Genomic DNA, 14,938 nt, shown 5'->3' with positions numbered 1-14,938 from the left:
ATGGGTGAACTTGAATCGCAAAAACTCTATGTCTCTGTGCCTCAGTGGTGAACCGCTACGCACTGACCCAACCATGGAGATGCAGAGGAACAGAGGCCATATCCTCTGCCTGAACTCACCCCATAATTCAGCGAAACCCTCTCCAGATACAGCTATCGATCTTTTGGTTAAGGCAGGATCCTGATCAGCTCTCGATCGGAATCAACCTCGATACAGGTTCCGTTCTTCAGCTGAAGGATGTCGGACGGTACCCTGTCCACCAGAGGGATGCCGCTGATGATGGCGCCTACGGCCACGATTGGCTCAGAGCGAAGGTTGATCATGGCCGCGGGGGCCAGATCTCTTTTCTTTAGCTGATAGATGACATAAGAGCCTACCGTAGATCCCTTTCCTCCGGGGAATATGAGCACCTTGCCGCTGATGCTCTCGCCATATAGCTCATGGCCGGGATCGACCACCATTCCCGTCCTGGGGTCGATATTCCCCAGAAATGAGATGGCCATTTTCGTTGCCAGTGACGGGCCGCTGGCAAAGCCTGAGGCCACCTTATGGCAGGAAATCTCCCTCACGATCTCTTCCTCCCCAAAGCAACATCGATGCACTCCTCCAGGCTGCCGAAGGTAGCATCCACCCCCCCCAGCCCGGGCAGGTATACCAGGGCCTTGCCGGAGTTGACCATCATCTTTTCAAATCCTTCTGTTGCGGGCGAAACCACCATACAGGTATCGCAAAAAACCCTGGCTCCGGATGATTCGATCCTGGCAACCAGATCGGGGCAGGCATCCTTGATCTTCCGGGCGGTGCAGACCCACATCTCTTTTTTCACCTTCTGCCCGGCCAGGAGATCGGCTATCCTCTCCAGCTCTTCTCCAGAGCAGTGAGGGCAACCCAGGGCCACTATATCGGCATCGTCTCCCCCGTGCTCATCATAGACCGCCTCGATCTCTTCCCACTCGATGCTGATCCTCTCGCATCCATCATAATTTGCGGTAGGCTCGGGCGGCTTGGGCGTGACGCCATCCACATAATAAAGGGCCACTGAGCCGCTGGCAGCCATCGCTGCCCCCAGGGCCTTTAGCTCGTCTTTAGTGGGAGAAGAGCGAAGACGGAAGAGGGGAACTCCATCCCCGACCTCTTTGCCAACCAGAAATCCAAGAGCACCATAGTCAGAGCCCTCAAGTTCCGCTTTCGCCTCGATGACATGGCTGGGCTGCCGGTTGTGATCCAGATGGTAGCCATATAAAGCGGTCTTGCCGATCAAGGCAGCAGCCAAGGCAGATGGTCCTCCCTCCCGATTGGTCCGGGCGCCAATAACCGAGTTGGCATAACAGACCGCTGAGGACTCGCTCCAGGCCAGGTGGTCTCCCCGTTCGGCCAGACTATCATAGATCTGATATGGAGTGCAGGTGCAGTCGATGATCACACCCAGCCGGCGGTAAGCCTCTATCGTCTCCCGCTGCTTAGAGGCAAATTCCTCGCTGATTCCCATCTCTTTGTAGCGAAAAAGGTCCATCCCGGCAGGATTGAGAATGCTGGGAACGACCACCTGGCCCTCAAGATCGGATATCCATTCCAGGCCAGCGTCCCCGATATTCTTGTAGGAGACCCCGGCGATCTGCACCGATCTCACAGGCACGAGCCTCTCTGCCCCATAAATGTCGCCCAGGGCGACCAGGATCTCCATCATCCGCCGGAGGGTCTCCCCCCGATCTCCCCGGTATATGGCCTCTTCATCGCGAGACAGATACATGCCCAAGACTTCTCCTTTTGGGTATAAATCCTTTCCAGAAGATCCCAGCTGAAACTAAACCAGGCGGAAGATGGGATGGGTGGCCTCGGGATAGACCTCCAGATCCCTTACCGCCTCTGCCACCAGAATATCGGCCATGGCCGCTGCCGGAAAGATGACCTCGCCGCTCTCAATGGGTCCATAGAGGAGAAAGTCGCCTCCCATGGCAAGCTGCATGCAGGCAGCTGCGGCATCGCAGCAGCTTCGGTTGCTCTTCATCCTATCCTTGAGCCACTGCCAGGAGCTGACTGCATTATGAATTCCCGAGCCAACAGGCAGTCCGAGGCGTGATTTGGCAACCACCGAGAAGCGCAGAGAGGACCCCGCTCCGCTGCCCATCGGCACCACCCCTGGATCGATGAGAATGTTGCTGATCCCAAGCCTCTTTGACAGGGGTATCAGCCCCTCGTCTCTCACCAGGCCACCATTCTCCAAGATCCGCATGGCTCCTTCCACTCCCGGCTCACCGGGATTGTAAGCGAGGATGATGGCGCTGTCAACCTCATTCTCCAGCAAGGCCCGGGCCTCGGCATCATCTGTGGCAATGCTTATGCTGTTATATATGGCTTTGTCTGCATACCCCAATTCCGAGAGCAGCGATAGGGCTAAAGAGCGAGTGCTCCTCTCTGCCGAGTCGACGATAAACGGCCCCGACCAGACCTCTTCCGCAAAATCCAGATACTTCTGCAGGGCGGAAACGGTCCGGGCATAGATATGTAGGACAAAAGGGCAACCGGTCTCACTGGAAAGCTCAGATTGGCGCAGAACTAGCCTCTCCGCTGCGGCCCGATCGAATATTCCTCGCTCATCATCCTCCACAATCCTGTGCCCCTGATAGAAGATGGTGCCGCAAAGGACGGTTGGCAGCTCTCCGGGCTGGCCTCCGAACCTTACCCCGGCCACATTCACTATGGTCTGCTCATTCTTAAACCGGAACATGATCTCATCCCTCGGAAGCAACCAGCCATATGGCCGTGTCCATGCTGACTCCCGCTCCAAATGTTAGATCGCTATCGCCTGATAACATCTCCTGACGGGCCGCCTTTCTCTTGATCACCTGGTAGGGCTCCTCTGGAAAAGGCATTGCGAGGTGATTGTATTGGGAGACTAGCTTTTCAATCTCTTTCATGTCCTCCAGGCCAATCCTGTCTATAAGCTCCACCTGCCGCTGAAAACGCTCGACGGCCTGAACGGAGAGGTTCTGAATGAAGGGTATCGCTCCCTTCGATCCGATTATCCTCCCTTTCTCATCGATTCCATTTTTATGGAGAGCGAGCAGAGTATTTCCTGGCAGATGGCCCTTCGACTCCACTCCGCAGACGATGAGAAACCTTATGTTGCTGTTGCTGATCACATTGGCCACTATCTTCTCCAATCCCAGGTTCTCAGTCTTGCAGGGTCCGGATATGGCTGTACCCCTGGGGTTGAAGACGCTGGCTAAAGTGACCACCGCCACTCCTGCTCTGGGGTCGCCTAACCGATATTCGCCTCGAACCGGCGGCCAGGGATCCAGATACCCCTGATTCGCATAGTCACATTCGATTTTTTTGCATTCCTCAGCCATATGGCTCCTGCAGATCTGATGATGGATTGATCCGCATATCTTTCTGGGTTGACAGATCGGCATATAATTGTTTCTGATTTCCACAAGAATGTCTCTCACTTAAATGGCTATGAAAAATTGAAATATCATGATACAGGATAAACATGCGTGATCTGAAATGGTAACTACTTCGCAGGAATTTGGTCATACAAAGAGATGGTGGCACTAAATGGCCTCATACAAGGAGAGAATCCTGGAAGTCATAGGGGAGTCTGAGGTGGGCCTGACCACGGTTGATGTGGCCAAAAAGGCAAGGGTCAGCAAGACTACAGTGATTAAGTATCTCTCTATGCTCAGCTCTGAGGGGGAGGTCGAGTTCGTGGAGGTGGGACCTTCAAAGCTCTGGAGGACGAGAAACACGAGCGCGAGGCATGGGGAAAGGAAGGAAGGGGCGATGAATGCGGAGGCATTTCCCATGATGGACATAGATTTTCATAACGGCGAGGACGAGACTATCTATTTCTCATTTCGGGTCAAAACGGAACAGATATGCAAACTGTTGAAGCGCGCCAAGAGATGCGAATGTGATACCACAGAGAGTTGATGGAGGATGAATTATATGCAAAGCAATGAGCAGCCCTCCATACCTAAGGAGGTCAAAGAATTCTTTCATGTCGATAAAGGCCAGACGCTTCTCATCAAGGGCATGCCGGGGACGGGCAAGACCACCCTCGCCCTGGAGATCATGAGCAGCCTATGCGAAGAGAGAAACGGAATATACATATCCACTCGAGTGGATCCAGCGCGGCTCTATGCCACAAATCCCTGGATCGAGAAGGTCCTCATGCCCAGGAACGTGGTCAATGCCACTCAAACCAAGCTCTTGGGTAGCCTGAATAAGACGAGCAAGGATCTATCCAACTATTATGCGGTCATGGACTTCTTTCGGCTCTTCTTCGAGGAGACGGAGGAGATGGACAATCCCATGATCATCATCGACAGCTGGGATGCAGTCCTCAACTACACCTCCCACTTGATAGGCACCTCTCAGCACAGCTTCGAGCAGAACATCTGTGAGTTTGCCCGTGATCTGGACACTCACCTCGTTTTCGTCTCCGAGTTCGCTGATGTTATGCCCCTGGATTACATCGTCGATGGGGTGGTGACCATGGAGCAGTTCAATCTGCCCGGCCACGCCGGAGGGAACATGAGGAACCGCTACGTCCGGCAGATCAAATTAGAAAAGCTGCGCGGGGTCAAGATCAATCAGAAGACCTACACTGTCACATTGCACAATGGCCGGTTCAGGTTTTTTGAGCCCTATCGGGAACATAATGATGCGCGAATCGTCAGCGATGGGGTGAGGGTTCCCGATCCTTCTGAAGACCGAATATCTACCGGCATCCCCGACCTGGATATCGTCACCGGCGGTCTGAAGTACGGCTCGTGCAACGTCTTGGAGATTAATCATGGAGTGGGCAAAAGGTATTATCAGATGCTGACCGCCTTGGCCTCAAATGCCATCAAGAACGGCCGGGGAGTGTTCATCCTCCCCAGCATCGGCTATCAGCTCAGTTCAAGGGACATCTTTGTGCCCACCAATGTTATCGTCTCCCAGCCGGAGGGGGATGACGCCAGGGCCTGGGGAAAGGATCTGCTGGAGAAGTGGGATGCATTGCGAGAAAGGACTGGCCGTCCCATTCTGAACATAATCGGCCTGGACTCCATTGAGTTCTCCTTCGGCTACAAGGAATCGCTGAATCTGACCAACCTGATGATCAGAAACTGGAAGGAGACCAACGACATCAATGTGCTGGTGGTAAAGAGCGGCCAGGAGAGCATGAACATGGCCATTCACACCGCAGACACCTATTTCCTGGTAAATGAGCTGAACGGAGGGCTCTGCCTCTATGGGGTCATACCCAGGACTGAGCCCTACAATATGATTTTGGAGGACAGGAATAGGATCAGCCTGACGCCCATTGTATAGGTGGGCGGAGCAAGTCCAGTTATTGCAGGATTTCATGGAAAAGGCTCGTTTCAGCGGCGAAAAAAAGGAGGTATGGTTTCTGGCTAATTTATCTGTGGTATGCTGCTTACCGCCTCCGGATTGGATAGTGCTGATACATCACCGGTATCCTTGCCCAGCGCCTTGGCCTTGATGACGCGGCGCATGATCTTGCCGGACCTGGTCTTGGGCACATCCTTGACGAAATAGACCTTGTCTGGATAAGCAACCGGGCCCAGGACCTTCCTTACGTGAGTGGAGATATCCTTCTTGAGCGACTCCTCCTCAACCACTCCTTCCTTGAGAATAATGAATGCAACGATCTTCTCGCCCTTGACCTCATCGGGCTCACCGATAACAGCGGCCTCTGCGACCTTGGGATGAGATACTGCAGCGGACTCAACCTCAGCGTTGGATATTCTATGTCCTGCTACCTTAAGCACATCATCTATTCTGCCCTGGATCCACCAGTATCCGTCTTTGTCACGGGTGGCCTTGTCTCCTGCCAGGTATGTGCCGGGCTTGACCTGCCAGTACATATCCCAGTACTCCTTCTTGTACCTGATCTCATCTCTGAAGAAGGCGCGGAGCATGGACGGCCAGGGGGCCGTTTGGACGATATTGCCCCCGTAGCCCAGTGGGACCGAGTTGGCATCCTCGTCGTAGATATCGGTGTTCATGCCGGGCAGCGGAAAGCAGACAGAACCCGGCTTCTCAGGTGTCATGGCCAGCGGTGCAACGACATGGCATCCTGTCTCGGTCTGCCACCAGGTATCCATGATAGGTGCCTGGTCGGAGCCTATGTTCTTTCTGAACCACATGTAGGCCTCTGGATTAAGCGGCTCGCCTACCGATGCCAGAATTCTGATGCTGGACAGGTCGTACTTCTTGACGAATTCCTCACCGGATTTCATAAACATCCTTACAGCGGTGGGTGCGCTGTAGAATACAGAGACGCCATACTCCTCAATGATGGACCACCAGCGGCCCAGATCCGGGAAGTCGGGAGAGCCTTCGTACAGGATGCTGGAGGCACCCAGGATCAGCGGACCGTAGATCACGTAGGAGTGTCCGGTGATCCAGCCTGCATCAGCCGTGCACCAGTAGACGTCATCATCGTGGACATCCAGCACCCATGAGGTTGTCTGGGCTGCACCAACAGCATATCCGCCGTGAGCGTGCTCAATACCTTTGGGCTTGCCGGTTGTGCCGGAGGTGTACAGAATGAACAGCCTATCCTCCGGATCAAGCGGGACGGTTTCACACTTGGTGGACTGGCCAGCTACGAAATCGTCATAATAGACATCTCGGCCCTCAGTCATGGGCACAGAGACTCCTGTCCTCTTGACTACTATCACCTTCTTAACGGAGGGTGAGTTCTTCAAGGCCTCATCGACATTAGGCTTGAGGGGCAGGGGTTTTCCGCGCCTGTAGAAGCCGTCGGCAGTGACGACGACCTTGGCCTCGGCATCGTTGACCCTGCTGGCCAAGCCGCCTGAGGAGAATCCAGAGAACACCAGTGTATGAATAGCTCCGATCTTGGCGCATGCCAGCATGGTGATGGGCTGCTCTGGAATCATAGGAAGGTACGTAACAACTCGGTCTCCCTTCTCTACTCCCACGCTCTTGAGGGCGTTGGCCAGCCTGTTGACTTCTCTATAGAGCTGATAGTAGGTGATAGCTTTTGCATCGCCCACGGGCTCGCCGACGAAGTAGTAAGCTACTTTGTTGCGTTTCTCGGAGTGGGCATGCCTGTCAACTGCATTGTAGGCCACATTGACCTTGCCGCCAGTAAACCACTTGTAATGGGGCTTTTCGGAATCGTCGAGAATCTGGGTGTAGGGCTTGAACCAATCGACGAAGGTCCTGGCCATCTCATCCCAGAATTCTATGTAATTGTCCGAGCACCACTTGCGCATTTCATTCTCAGTCTTGAAGCCCTTATTCTTCATCCACTGATACGAATTCGAGTGCTCAATAATCCATTGCGGAGTATTGAAAATCCTTGTCTCTTCCTGGAGAACAGCCGTTTTTGCCGTATCCGATTTCATATTATAACATACCTTATTATGGTATATTAGGATTTCGCTCCATCTCTTATTTCAAACCATCATCCGAAAAGAAACATATCTGCAGCCGTTTCTGCGACATCACGAAAACTTTATCAATCAAATATTATGTTATATCATCTTGTGAAACAATTATCTGTACTAGTGGAAGATGATGTTCTAGAGGCTATCGAGAAGCGCATATTGGCCTCTGGCCGCAGCAAGAGCGACGTCGTCAGGGATCTCCTAATAATCGGCCTGAAAAAACCTCCCACTTCCGCATACAGAGATCTTGTAATGGATGCCATTGCAGCACATGAAAAGAGATTTCACGCAACGGAGAAAACTGAGGAACCATGAAGAATAAGAGATGCAAAAATAAAAAAATTTATGCCTTGGCCAGCCCCCTGGCCTCGCGGGCTATGCGAGCTGCGGCCTCCTTTCTCATCATCTCCGCAAACTCCCTCTGAGTGGAATAGATCAATGCACCCGTGGGGCATGCGGCCACACAGGCAGGAACCTCCAGGCTCTTGCAGCGGTCGCATTTAACCGCCATTCTCACCTCTTTCTTCCGGCCTACAACTCCGTAGGGGCAGATCATGGCGCACATCCAGCAGCCCATGCAGTTCTCTTCAATGCGTTCCACCACACCGCTTAGCGAGTCCTGAACCAGGGCTCCGGTGCGGCAGACGGCAACGCAGGGGGCATCCTGGCAGTGCCGACAGATCATGGGCACATTCCTGCCCTCTGCCTTCTCCACATAAAGCAGGCGAACGGGCACAGGCTTCTCCGAGATAGAAGAAATGAGGTTCTTGGAGATGGAGTGCTCAATCGCGCAGGCCATCTCGCAGGATCGGCAGCCCATGCACCTCTCCAAGCGGACGAATATCTCCTTATTCTCCTTCATCGCAATCACGCCAGGCCCAGCTTCCTGCGCTGGCTATCGATATGCTCAATCATCAGGCTGGCGGCTTTCACCGGATCGGGCTCCACGGCAAAGCATGCTCCCACCACGTCCTTTGCGCCGGAGGTTAAGAGCTCAGCCACTGCTTTGCTTCCCATGACCGGCGGAACGGTTCCGAGGACCGTGAACACCCCGGAACTGACCACATAAGCGCCGATGGATACCGCTTTCTCGCTCATCCATTCTGGAGCTGCCCCTGCTGCTGGCAGGTCGCTTATGTCCACTCCCAGAGCATTGGCCAGGGCGGCGGCAGCGACCAGAATGCGGCTGATATCCACGCATGAGCCCATGTGAAGGACCGGGGGAACTCCCAGGGCCTGGCAAACTCCCTTCAGGCCGTCGCCCGCCTTCTCTGCTGCTTCCGGCTGGAGGAGGCCAGCCTTGGCGCAGGCCTGGGCGTTGCAGCCTGTGGTGAGGACCAAGACGTTGTTCTTGATCAACTCCCGTACCATGCCGATATGTCCGAAATCCTGAGTGATCTTGGGATTGTTGCAGCCCACGACAGCTCCTATGCCCCGGATGCTTCCGCTCTTGATGGCCTCTATCAGCGGGTCTAAGCTTCCTCCTAAAGCGGAGACTATCGCCTCTACCGAGAATCCGGCCATGCATCGGGTCTTGATATCGGGGATCTGGACCCGGGAGGGATCGCGGTTGCGGAAGTTTTTGATTGCAGTGCGCACGATCTCTTTGGCCGTCTCTCCAGCGGTATCCTCATGGAACTCCATGTGGGTCGCGCCGGGGAACTTGGCTTTGGGCGAGGTGGATATGAACTTGGTGTGGAAGCAGCTGGCCAGGGGGCCCAGGGCGGGCATGATGCACTGCACATCCACCACCATCGCCTCCACCGCGCCGGTGGCCATTATCAGCTCCTGGCTGAGGAAGTTGCCCGCCATTGGCACTCCCTGGCGCATGAGCAGCTCATTGGCAGTGCAGCATATCCCGGCCAGGTTGATCCCCTTCGCTCCTTCGTTTCTTGCCAGCTCGATCATATCTGGATCGGAAGCAGCAGCAACTATCATCTCCGAGAGCAGGGGCTCGTGGCCGTGCACGATGAGGTTGACCTGATCGGGCTTTATGACCCCCATGTTGGCCTCAGAGAATAAGGGCTTAGGAGTGCCGAATATGACGTCCTGAAGCTCGGTAGCGATCATGGAGCCTCCCCAGCCGTCAGAGATGCTGGTCCTGAGGCCGTGCAGTATGAGGTTCACATAGTCGTTGTCCACGCCGATGTGGGTTCGGTGCATGCATTCCACGATCTCTCTATCCACGCCACGGGGGTCGATTCCCAGCTTCTTCCACAGCTCGAGCCTCTGGGGAGGGACCCGGCGGGTGAACTGGATGGGGCCGTCCTGCTTGCCGAACTCATTCATTATTGCTGCGGCGAGAAGGGCAGGGCTGTCCAAGCCGTACTCTTTCATCAGCCGGTCGAGCTTCTCTGGGTCTTTGATGCAGTAGGAGGGGGCTTTGCCCTCCACGATGAGCTGGAAGGCATGGGCTACATCCCTCCCGTGGTCGGAGTGAGCTGCTGCCCCGGCGGCAATGCTTCTCAGGAGGTTTCGCGCCACTATTATGTCTGCTGTGGCCCCACAAACGCCCCTGCTTGCTCCCTCCCCAAATGGGTCAATTCGGCATGGTCCCATGTTACAGTTTCTGCAGCATATGCCCAGCTCGCCAAAACCGCATTGAGGCTGCTGTTTTTCCAGTCTGTCCCAGGCGGTCTCCAGGCCGGACTTCTCACAAGCCCGTAGCATCTCCTGGCAGGCAGGGTCCATTGATTTGCTGCGAACATCGTTTGTCATACAATCCCTCTATAGTGAGCACAAATAGCGAGGAAATTGCTATTTTACTATTTAATGATGGTGATTTGATTAAAGAGAATTCGCTGAATATTGGATCTGAGAACTGGAAGCTCGTTTTTTATGATTCAGACCATTATCACATCCTTCTCCACATATGGCCGGATGCGTGGGTGCAGCCCCTTGACGGTGACAAGATCCGCCTTTCTTCCGAAGAGATCTTCCAGGCAAAAGGAAAGGTTCATGAAGTTGCGGAAGGCAGGCTTTTCAAACTCCACCAAAATATCAATGTCACTTGGACTCTTTCTCCTCTCCCCGTGAAAAGGAGCCGTAAATGCCTATCCGCTTCACGGCAAATCAGGACTTGATATCCTGAATATGACCTTTAAGAATATCCATTGCTTGCATCTTCAACCCAGCTTATAGATTTGACCTTTGACACTAAAAATCGCATCATTCCTTCCTTGAATCCATATACAGATCCAGGAACTCCTCCAGGCTCATCTCCAGATCTTCTCGTATTATTTTACGCAAAAGTCCCTTGGGTATCTCCCTATTGCTATGAATCGGGACTGTAGTTAACCGACCATCTTCTGAACGGAGTCGGACATGGGAGCCCTTTGTTCGGATGACGATGAATCCAAGAGCCTTCAGGAACCTCAAAAGATCCTGGGAATCAATCGCAGGTAGCTTTTGCATTATGAACGACTTCCAGCTCTCTGAAACCGACAAATGTATTGAAGCTGCCTATCTCGGTCTCTTCCAGACACATATCGACAACCTCGGAAATGTTCTTCATGGCTTCATCTATGGTCTCCCCCCAGGAGTGACATCCCTTAAAGAGCGGGCAGCTAACTATGTATAAGCCGTTTTCATCGATCTCGACTAGGATTGGCAAGTGCAGCTTTTCCATGAATGATCTTTTGTTCTCCTGAGCTTCAAGCTTAAAGATATTTCCTAATAGACTGAGAGGTTCTTGGAGAGAGTTCTTTAACATCTGATGTTGGGAGGAGATCATAAGAAATCTTCGTCCCCTTGCTAATCTTTCATCATTCCCTGGCTGGATTGACTTGTGTCTGACTAATTCGCAGGCCTGACCCATTGCTTTCTATTGCTGCCACTCCGCCAGCTGCTGACGCACCCGCCCCGCGTAGAGGCTCTCGATCTGCTCGTAGATAGCCAGCGCTTCTTTCGCCAGCCCCACCGCATCGGATCGTTTGCCGAGGCTGTCTTGCGCCAGGCTCATATTCCAGTGGGTGTTTGCTTCGCCCCTCCTGTATCCGATCTCCCTGCTGATCTTCAGGGCCTGCTCATAGTGCTCGATGGCTTTTCGCGGCTCGCCCAGGCGGGCGTAGGCCAGGCCCAGAAGATTCAGAAACGAAGCTTCGTCATACCGCGCTTCATCGGAACGAGATGCCTCCAGTCCCGCCTTAACCACGGCAACCCTTTCCGTCCCATGCCCTTGCAGGTCCAGATATTCCTCAATAGCCCAGGTAATGGTGCGTGCAGCTTCCCACAATCCGGCCCTATTACAAGCTGACCGCACTGCCAGGATGTGATCTCTTTGGGAGTCCAGGAGAGCATAGCGCGTCTGTCCTCGCTGCATCTGCTCACGGATGAAATCCTCATAGTACTCCGCCAGCCTGGTCAGTGCACTGTCTGGCGAAGTCAGCCAGGCCCTGGCATAGGTATGAGCCAATGCATGAGTTATCTGGTAGCGAGTATCAGGGCGGATCAGGAGACCGAAATCGACCAGCTCCCCCAGGCTGCGATTCGCATCATCAGCGGATATCTCCAGAGCGATATCCATGATTTCGGCCTCGAAAGGTTGCAAGGCCAGAATTCCCGTTACCCCCAGACAGGCTCGAGCTGGATCGCTCACCTGCTTGAGGCTGTGCTCCATCAAGAGAGGGATGCTCCGATGCTCTCGCTCTCCCTGATGCAGAGCTTCCAGAGGCGTCTTCTCCAGCCAGGTAAGATACTCGCAACCAAGTTGTTGACGCAAAATAAAATAGACAACTTTATATTGTAGAACATCGTTTATATATTATGGACAACGAAGCAGACTATGGACCATTCTTAAAAGCCTTATCCGGTGCAGATCCTATCCAGGCAAGGCGTTTTGCAGCTGCGAAGGCTCTTGAGCTTGGATGGGGTGGTGTCTCAAAAGTCTCTGCCATAACCGGATTTTCGCGTACTACTATCAATAAGGGCATTCAAGAGCTTGAGAGCAACGAAGATCTGAAGCCACCCGAAAGGCTCCGCAAGCCGGGTGGTGGTCGAAAACGAGTTGCAGATAGAGAGCCAAACCTATTGAACGACCTAGAAAAAATAATGGAAGAGAGTACAGCAGGCGACCCAATGAGTCTTCTCAAATGGACATATAAATCAACCTATGCCATAGCCGAAGAACTGCAATCGAGAGGTCATAAAGTAAGTCATGATACAGTGAGACGGCTATTGAAGGAAAGCGGCTACTCGCTTCAAGCCAATCGAAAAAACCTAGAAGGTAAGTCAGGTCCAGAGAGAGATACTCAATTCCGCTATGTCAGTAGTCAAGCCGCCAAGTTCATTGATGCAGGTGATCCTGTAATTTCTGTAGATGCAAAGAAAAAGGAACTCGTCGGCAACTACAAGAATTCAGGCAGGACTTGGAGGCAAAAAGGACAACCAGAACTGGTTAATGTGTATGATTTCCCATCCAAAGCGATTGGAGCCGCTATCCCTTATGGGGTTTATGATCCTAAAAGAAACGAAGGGGTCGTTAATATCGGAAAGAGCCACAATACCGCAGAATTTGCCGTTGAGAGCATCAGACAATGGTGGAATTTAGTTGGAAAATATCGCTATGCAGGATGCAAAAATTTGCTCATTTGCGCGGATGGTGGTGGGAGCAACGGAAGCCGAAACAGGGGATGGAAGTTCTTTTTGCAGCAATTGGCTGATGAAATTGGAATAACCATTACGGTTAGTCATTTTCCACCTGGGACGAGCAAGTGGAATAAGATCGAGCATTGCATGTTCTCATTTATAAGCATGAATTGGCGAGGAAAGCCTTTATCCAGCTATGAAACCATTATCAAGCTAATCGGATCAACTAAGACAAAGAAGGGGCTAAGGATAGAGGCTCGATTAGATGACCGAGATTATGAAACGGGAATAAAGATATTGGACGAGGATATGGCGCGATTGAAAATTAGTGTACATGAATTATATCCCATGTGGAACTATTCAATAGAACCACGTCTAACTACATCAAAATAGCGAGAAATTGAATATATTATTTAGCGTCAAGCCCCAAGCTGCCGCTTGTGAGCCATGTAGCGGCCCGCCAGGAAGACGGCCAGGGGCAGACCGCCCAGAATGCCACAATGCTCTGGCAGATCTTCTCATCGGAAGCCATCGTGCCGGCCCAGGATTGCAGGAGTTGCACCGCCTCGGCCAGGGGTAACGGAGGCATGTCGCAGAAGTCGGCAGGTGCATCGCTGTGCCTCCGGGTGGTTATGAGCACCCCGCAGCCTCCTGTGATGGACAGGATTTCTGTCAGGTCGTCGGCAGCCTCAGTTCCATCCAGTACTATCAGAGCCTGGCGGCTGCTCAAAGCCATTCGGGCGGCATCTAAGGCTCCTGTACGCGGATCAACTCCGTAAGCCCTGGCAATGGCCTCCAGGGCTAAAGCTGCCTAAGGCTTGTGGTAGAAGGTATGAAAGATGATGCCATCCGGAAACTGCTCCGGCGGATCGTTGCCTGGTGAGAGCTGTCAGATCGCTTCTGCGACAAGAGCAGTCTTTCCCATGCCTCCAGGGCCGCAGATGGTGACTGCCTGCCGGGCTGGAGACCATTTAAAAGTTTTGCCAGCTCCTTCTCCCGGCCTTGCCATAGCTGACTTCCATATCTTTTCCCTTTCAAACGCCCAGCGCCAGCCGCAGGGTGTTTCTCACCGCCGGGGCCAGGCCCAGGGTGATCAGGGCCAGCTTGGTGAGGTTTCTCAGGGATCGGTCATCGATGGCCTTATCGATCATAAAAAGGGCGGGCAGGAGCACGATCAACTTCAGTGGGTACATGACCGCCGCTGTTCCTGCCAGATCGATGAGGAACGTGGGGACGACATGCTTTTCGTAGTAGCCAAACCAGTCCACTCCCAGGTAGGTGGAGCTGGCATCGAGCATATGGGCATAGACGATCATGAGGTTAAACCTGTCATCCAAAAAGGATAGGCTAGGTATGGCGCGGCGAGAGAGGAGCAGGCCTCCAGTCAGGGCGGAGCCCAGGGCGAATACTGCCCCAATGACCCAGCCGTTCTCCAGGCCCACCCCGAAAAGCAGCATGAGATTGAAAAGGGTCCAGGCAAGGCCTATGGCGGCGTAGCCGTGATGGAATTGGTCCCCCAGAATCCTTCTGGTGAGGGTCAGAGATCCGGCAGTGACCAGGAAGACCAGGAAGAATATGAGGGGAGTGATTAATAGATAGCTCCAGGGCGGTTGCACGATCTCCGCGTCCTCGATCACCCTCAAGCTCGAGCCCGCCAGGATGTAGGGCAGGGTAGATAAGACCAGCCGCTCATCGATCGCCAGACGATAGTGGCGAAAGAGCTTCACCAGTCCCAGTATCGCCAGGCCCAGCACCACCGCCCAGGTGATCGTGTCCACTGGGTTGTAGCTCGTATCATAAATGATGGGGTGGATGTAGTACCTATATATCCAGTCTGCTAAATCGATCACACCAGGTCATTGCACTCTCACAGTATTTCAGTCGATCGAAATATGGCGTGCAAAAAGTATTTATATTGC

17 protein-coding genes are annotated in these 14,938 nt (G+C 53.3%); 4 read left to right on the top strand and 13 right to left on the bottom strand.

Going from position 1 to position 14,938, the window contains the following annotated elements; translation table 11 throughout:
• Nucleotides 1-167 precede the first annotated feature (167 nt).
• Genes MCON_RS12225 through MCON_RS12210 form a run of 4 tightly spaced genes read right to left on the bottom strand, consistent with a single transcriptional unit; the run spans nt 168 to nt 3,353 of the window.
• Complete coding sequence (locus tag MCON_RS12225) at nt 168-569, bottom strand: DUF126 domain-containing protein (RefSeq protein ID WP_013720268.1); 402 nt, start codon at nt 567-569, stop codon at nt 168-170.
• Nucleotides 566-1,750, bottom strand: a complete 1,185-nt coding sequence (locus tag MCON_RS12220) for an aconitase X (RefSeq protein ID WP_013720267.1) — start codon at nt 1,748-1,750, stop codon at nt 566-568. The genes MCON_RS12225 and MCON_RS12220 overlap by 4 nt, the downstream gene beginning before the upstream one ends.
• 54 nt (nt 1,751-1,804) lie before the next feature.
• Entirely contained in the window at nt 1,805-2,728 is a 924-nt protein-coding gene (gene mtrH, locus MCON_RS12215; protein WP_013720266.1) for a tetrahydromethanopterin S-methyltransferase subunit H, read from the bottom strand.
• 4 nt (nt 2,729-2,732) lie between these two features.
• The gene (locus MCON_RS12210) at nt 2,733-3,353 is read right to left on the bottom strand and encodes a tetrahydromethanopterin S-methyltransferase subunit A (RefSeq protein ID WP_013720265.1); all 621 of its coding nucleotides are present in this window, start codon (nt 3,351-3,353) and stop codon (nt 2,733-2,735) included.
• Nucleotides 3,354-3,561: 208 nt separating this feature from the next.
• Here MCON_RS12210 and MCON_RS12205 point away from each other — a divergent pair, with 208 nt between their 5' ends.
• Nucleotides 3,562-3,936, top strand: coding sequence for a FaeA/PapI family transcriptional regulator (locus MCON_RS12205; RefSeq protein WP_013720264.1), 375 nt, complete (start codon nt 3,562-3,564; stop codon nt 3,934-3,936).
• Between the two features lie 15 nt (nt 3,937-3,951).
• Nucleotides 3,952-5,322 (top strand): gas vesicle protein GvpD P-loop domain-containing protein, encoded by a 1,371-nt coding sequence (gvpD, locus tag MCON_RS12200; protein WP_013720263.1) that lies wholly within the window; start codon nt 3,952-3,954, stop codon nt 5,320-5,322.
• An 83-nt stretch (nt 5,323-5,405) separates the two neighbouring features.
• On the opposite strand, the gene acs is transcribed toward gvpD, so the two are convergent.
• Nucleotides 5,406-7,391 (bottom strand): acetate--CoA ligase, encoded by a 1,986-nt coding sequence (acs, locus tag MCON_RS12195; RefSeq protein WP_013720262.1) that lies wholly within the window; start codon nt 7,389-7,391, stop codon nt 5,406-5,408.
• A 162-nt stretch (nt 7,392-7,553) separates the two neighbouring features.
• On the opposite strand from acs, the gene MCON_RS12190 reads away from it, so the two are divergent.
• On the top strand, nt 7,554-7,748 hold the full coding sequence (locus MCON_RS12190) for a ribbon-helix-helix protein, CopG family (protein ID WP_048132443.1): 195 nt from the start codon (nt 7,554-7,556) through the stop codon (nt 7,746-7,748).
• Nucleotides 7,749-7,776: 28 nt separating this feature from the next.
• Here MCON_RS12190 and MCON_RS12185 read toward each other — a convergent pair whose 3' ends face one another.
• The 6 genes from MCON_RS12185 to MCON_RS15345 all read right to left on the bottom strand — a co-directional run bounded on the left by MCON_RS12185 (nt 7,777) and on the right by MCON_RS15345 (nt 12,153).
• A complete protein-coding gene (locus MCON_RS12185; RefSeq protein WP_013720261.1) occupies nt 7,777-8,295 on the bottom strand; it encodes a 4Fe-4S dicluster domain-containing protein in 519 nt (172 codons plus the stop codon).
• A gap of 5 nt (nt 8,296-8,300) precedes the next feature.
• Complete coding sequence (gene cooS, locus MCON_RS12180; RefSeq protein WP_013720260.1) at nt 8,301-10,151, bottom strand: anaerobic carbon-monoxide dehydrogenase catalytic subunit; 1,851 nt, start codon at nt 10,149-10,151, stop codon at nt 8,301-8,303.
• Between the two features lie 125 nt (nt 10,152-10,276).
• Nucleotides 10,277-10,426, bottom strand: coding sequence for a nucleotidyltransferase family protein (locus MCON_RS16740; protein ID WP_013720259.1), 150 nt, complete (start codon nt 10,424-10,426; stop codon nt 10,277-10,279).
• Between the two features lie 175 nt (nt 10,427-10,601).
• A complete protein-coding gene (locus MCON_RS12170; protein WP_013720258.1) occupies nt 10,602-10,847 on the bottom strand; it encodes a type II toxin-antitoxin system HicA family toxin in 246 nt (81 codons plus the stop codon).
• Entirely contained in the window at nt 10,825-11,061 is a 237-nt protein-coding gene (locus MCON_RS12165; protein ID WP_048133292.1) for a type II toxin-antitoxin system HicB family antitoxin, read from the bottom strand. Before MCON_RS12165 ends, MCON_RS12170 begins: the two co-directional genes overlap by 23 nt.
• Before the next feature lie 195 nt (nt 11,062-11,256).
• Nucleotides 11,257-12,153: a tetratricopeptide repeat protein gene (locus tag MCON_RS15345; protein WP_013720256.1), complete on the bottom strand. Its 897-nt coding sequence runs from the start codon at nt 12,151-12,153 to the stop codon at nt 11,257-11,259.
• A 44-nt stretch (nt 12,154-12,197) separates the two neighbouring features.
• Between MCON_RS15345 and MCON_RS12155 the strand changes: the two genes are divergently transcribed.
• Nucleotides 12,198-13,412 carry an ISAzo13-like element ISMco6 family transposase gene (locus tag MCON_RS12155; RefSeq protein ID WP_013720255.1) on the top strand — a complete coding sequence of 405 codons (1,215 nt, stop codon included), beginning with the start codon at nt 12,198-12,200 and terminating at the stop codon, nt 13,410-13,412.
• 16 nt (nt 13,413-13,428) lie between these two features.
• Here the strand turns inward: MCON_RS12155 and MCON_RS12150 are convergent, their stop codons facing one another.
• Both MCON_RS12150 and MCON_RS12145 read right to left on the bottom strand, forming a co-directional pair.
• Nucleotides 13,429-13,755 carry a hypothetical protein gene (locus tag MCON_RS12150; protein ID WP_013720254.1) on the bottom strand — a complete coding sequence of 109 codons (327 nt, stop codon included), beginning with the start codon at nt 13,753-13,755 and terminating at the stop codon, nt 13,429-13,431.
• Nucleotides 13,756-14,053: 298 nt separating this feature from the next.
• Nucleotides 14,054-14,869, bottom strand: coding sequence for a DUF63 family protein (locus tag MCON_RS12145; RefSeq protein ID WP_013720253.1), 816 nt, complete (start codon nt 14,867-14,869; stop codon nt 14,054-14,056).
• Nucleotides 14,870-14,938 lie beyond the last annotated feature (69 nt).

Source organism: Methanothrix soehngenii GP6 (genome assembly GCF_000204415.1).
Classification (GTDB): domain Archaea; phylum Halobacteriota; class Methanosarcinia; order Methanotrichales; family Methanotrichaceae; genus Methanothrix; species Methanothrix soehngenii.
Note: the sequence above shows the minus strand (reverse complement) of the source record. Positions and strands in the feature narration are given on the sequence as shown.

What these genes read in the sequence shown, in the direction of transcription:
- MCON_RS12210 (WP_013720265.1), bottom strand. Translation starts at nt 3,353, where the DNA reads ATGGCTGAGGAATGCAAAAAAATCGAATGTGACTATGCGAATCAGGGG.
- gvpD (WP_013720263.1), top strand. Translation starts at nt 3,952, where the DNA reads ATGCAAAGCAATGAGCAGCCCTCCATACCTAAGGAGGTCAAAGAATTC.
- MCON_RS12170 (WP_013720258.1), bottom strand. Translation starts at nt 10,847, where the DNA reads ATGCAAAAGCTACCTGCGATTGATTCCCAGGATCTTTTGAGGTTCCTG.
- mtrH (WP_013720266.1), bottom strand. Translation starts at nt 2,728, where the DNA reads ATGTTCCGGTTTAAGAATGAGCAGACCATAGTGAATGTGGCCGGGGTA.
- acs (WP_013720262.1), bottom strand. Translation starts at nt 7,391, where the DNA reads ATGAAATCGGATACGGCAAAAACGGCTGTTCTCCAGGAAGAGACAAGG.
- MCON_RS12155 (WP_013720255.1), top strand. Translation starts at nt 12,198, where the DNA reads ATGGACAACGAAGCAGACTATGGACCATTCTTAAAAGCCTTATCCGGT.
- MCON_RS12150 (WP_013720254.1), bottom strand. Translation starts at nt 13,755, where the DNA reads ATGGCTTTGAGCAGCCGCCAGGCTCTGATAGTACTGGATGGAACTGAG.
- cooS (WP_013720260.1), bottom strand. Translation starts at nt 10,151, where the DNA reads ATGACAAACGATGTTCGCAGCAAATCAATGGACCCTGCCTGCCAGGAG.
- MCON_RS12220 (WP_013720267.1), bottom strand. Translation starts at nt 1,750, where the DNA reads ATGTATCTGTCTCGCGATGAAGAGGCCATATACCGGGGAGATCGGGGG.
- MCON_RS12185 (WP_013720261.1), bottom strand. Translation starts at nt 8,295, where the DNA reads ATGAAGGAGAATAAGGAGATATTCGTCCGCTTGGAGAGGTGCATGGGC.
- MCON_RS12205 (WP_013720264.1), top strand. Translation starts at nt 3,562, where the DNA reads ATGGCCTCATACAAGGAGAGAATCCTGGAAGTCATAGGGGAGTCTGAG.
- MCON_RS12165 (WP_048133292.1), bottom strand. Translation starts at nt 11,061, where the DNA reads ATGGAAAAGCTGCACTTGCCAATCCTAGTCGAGATCGATGAAAACGGC.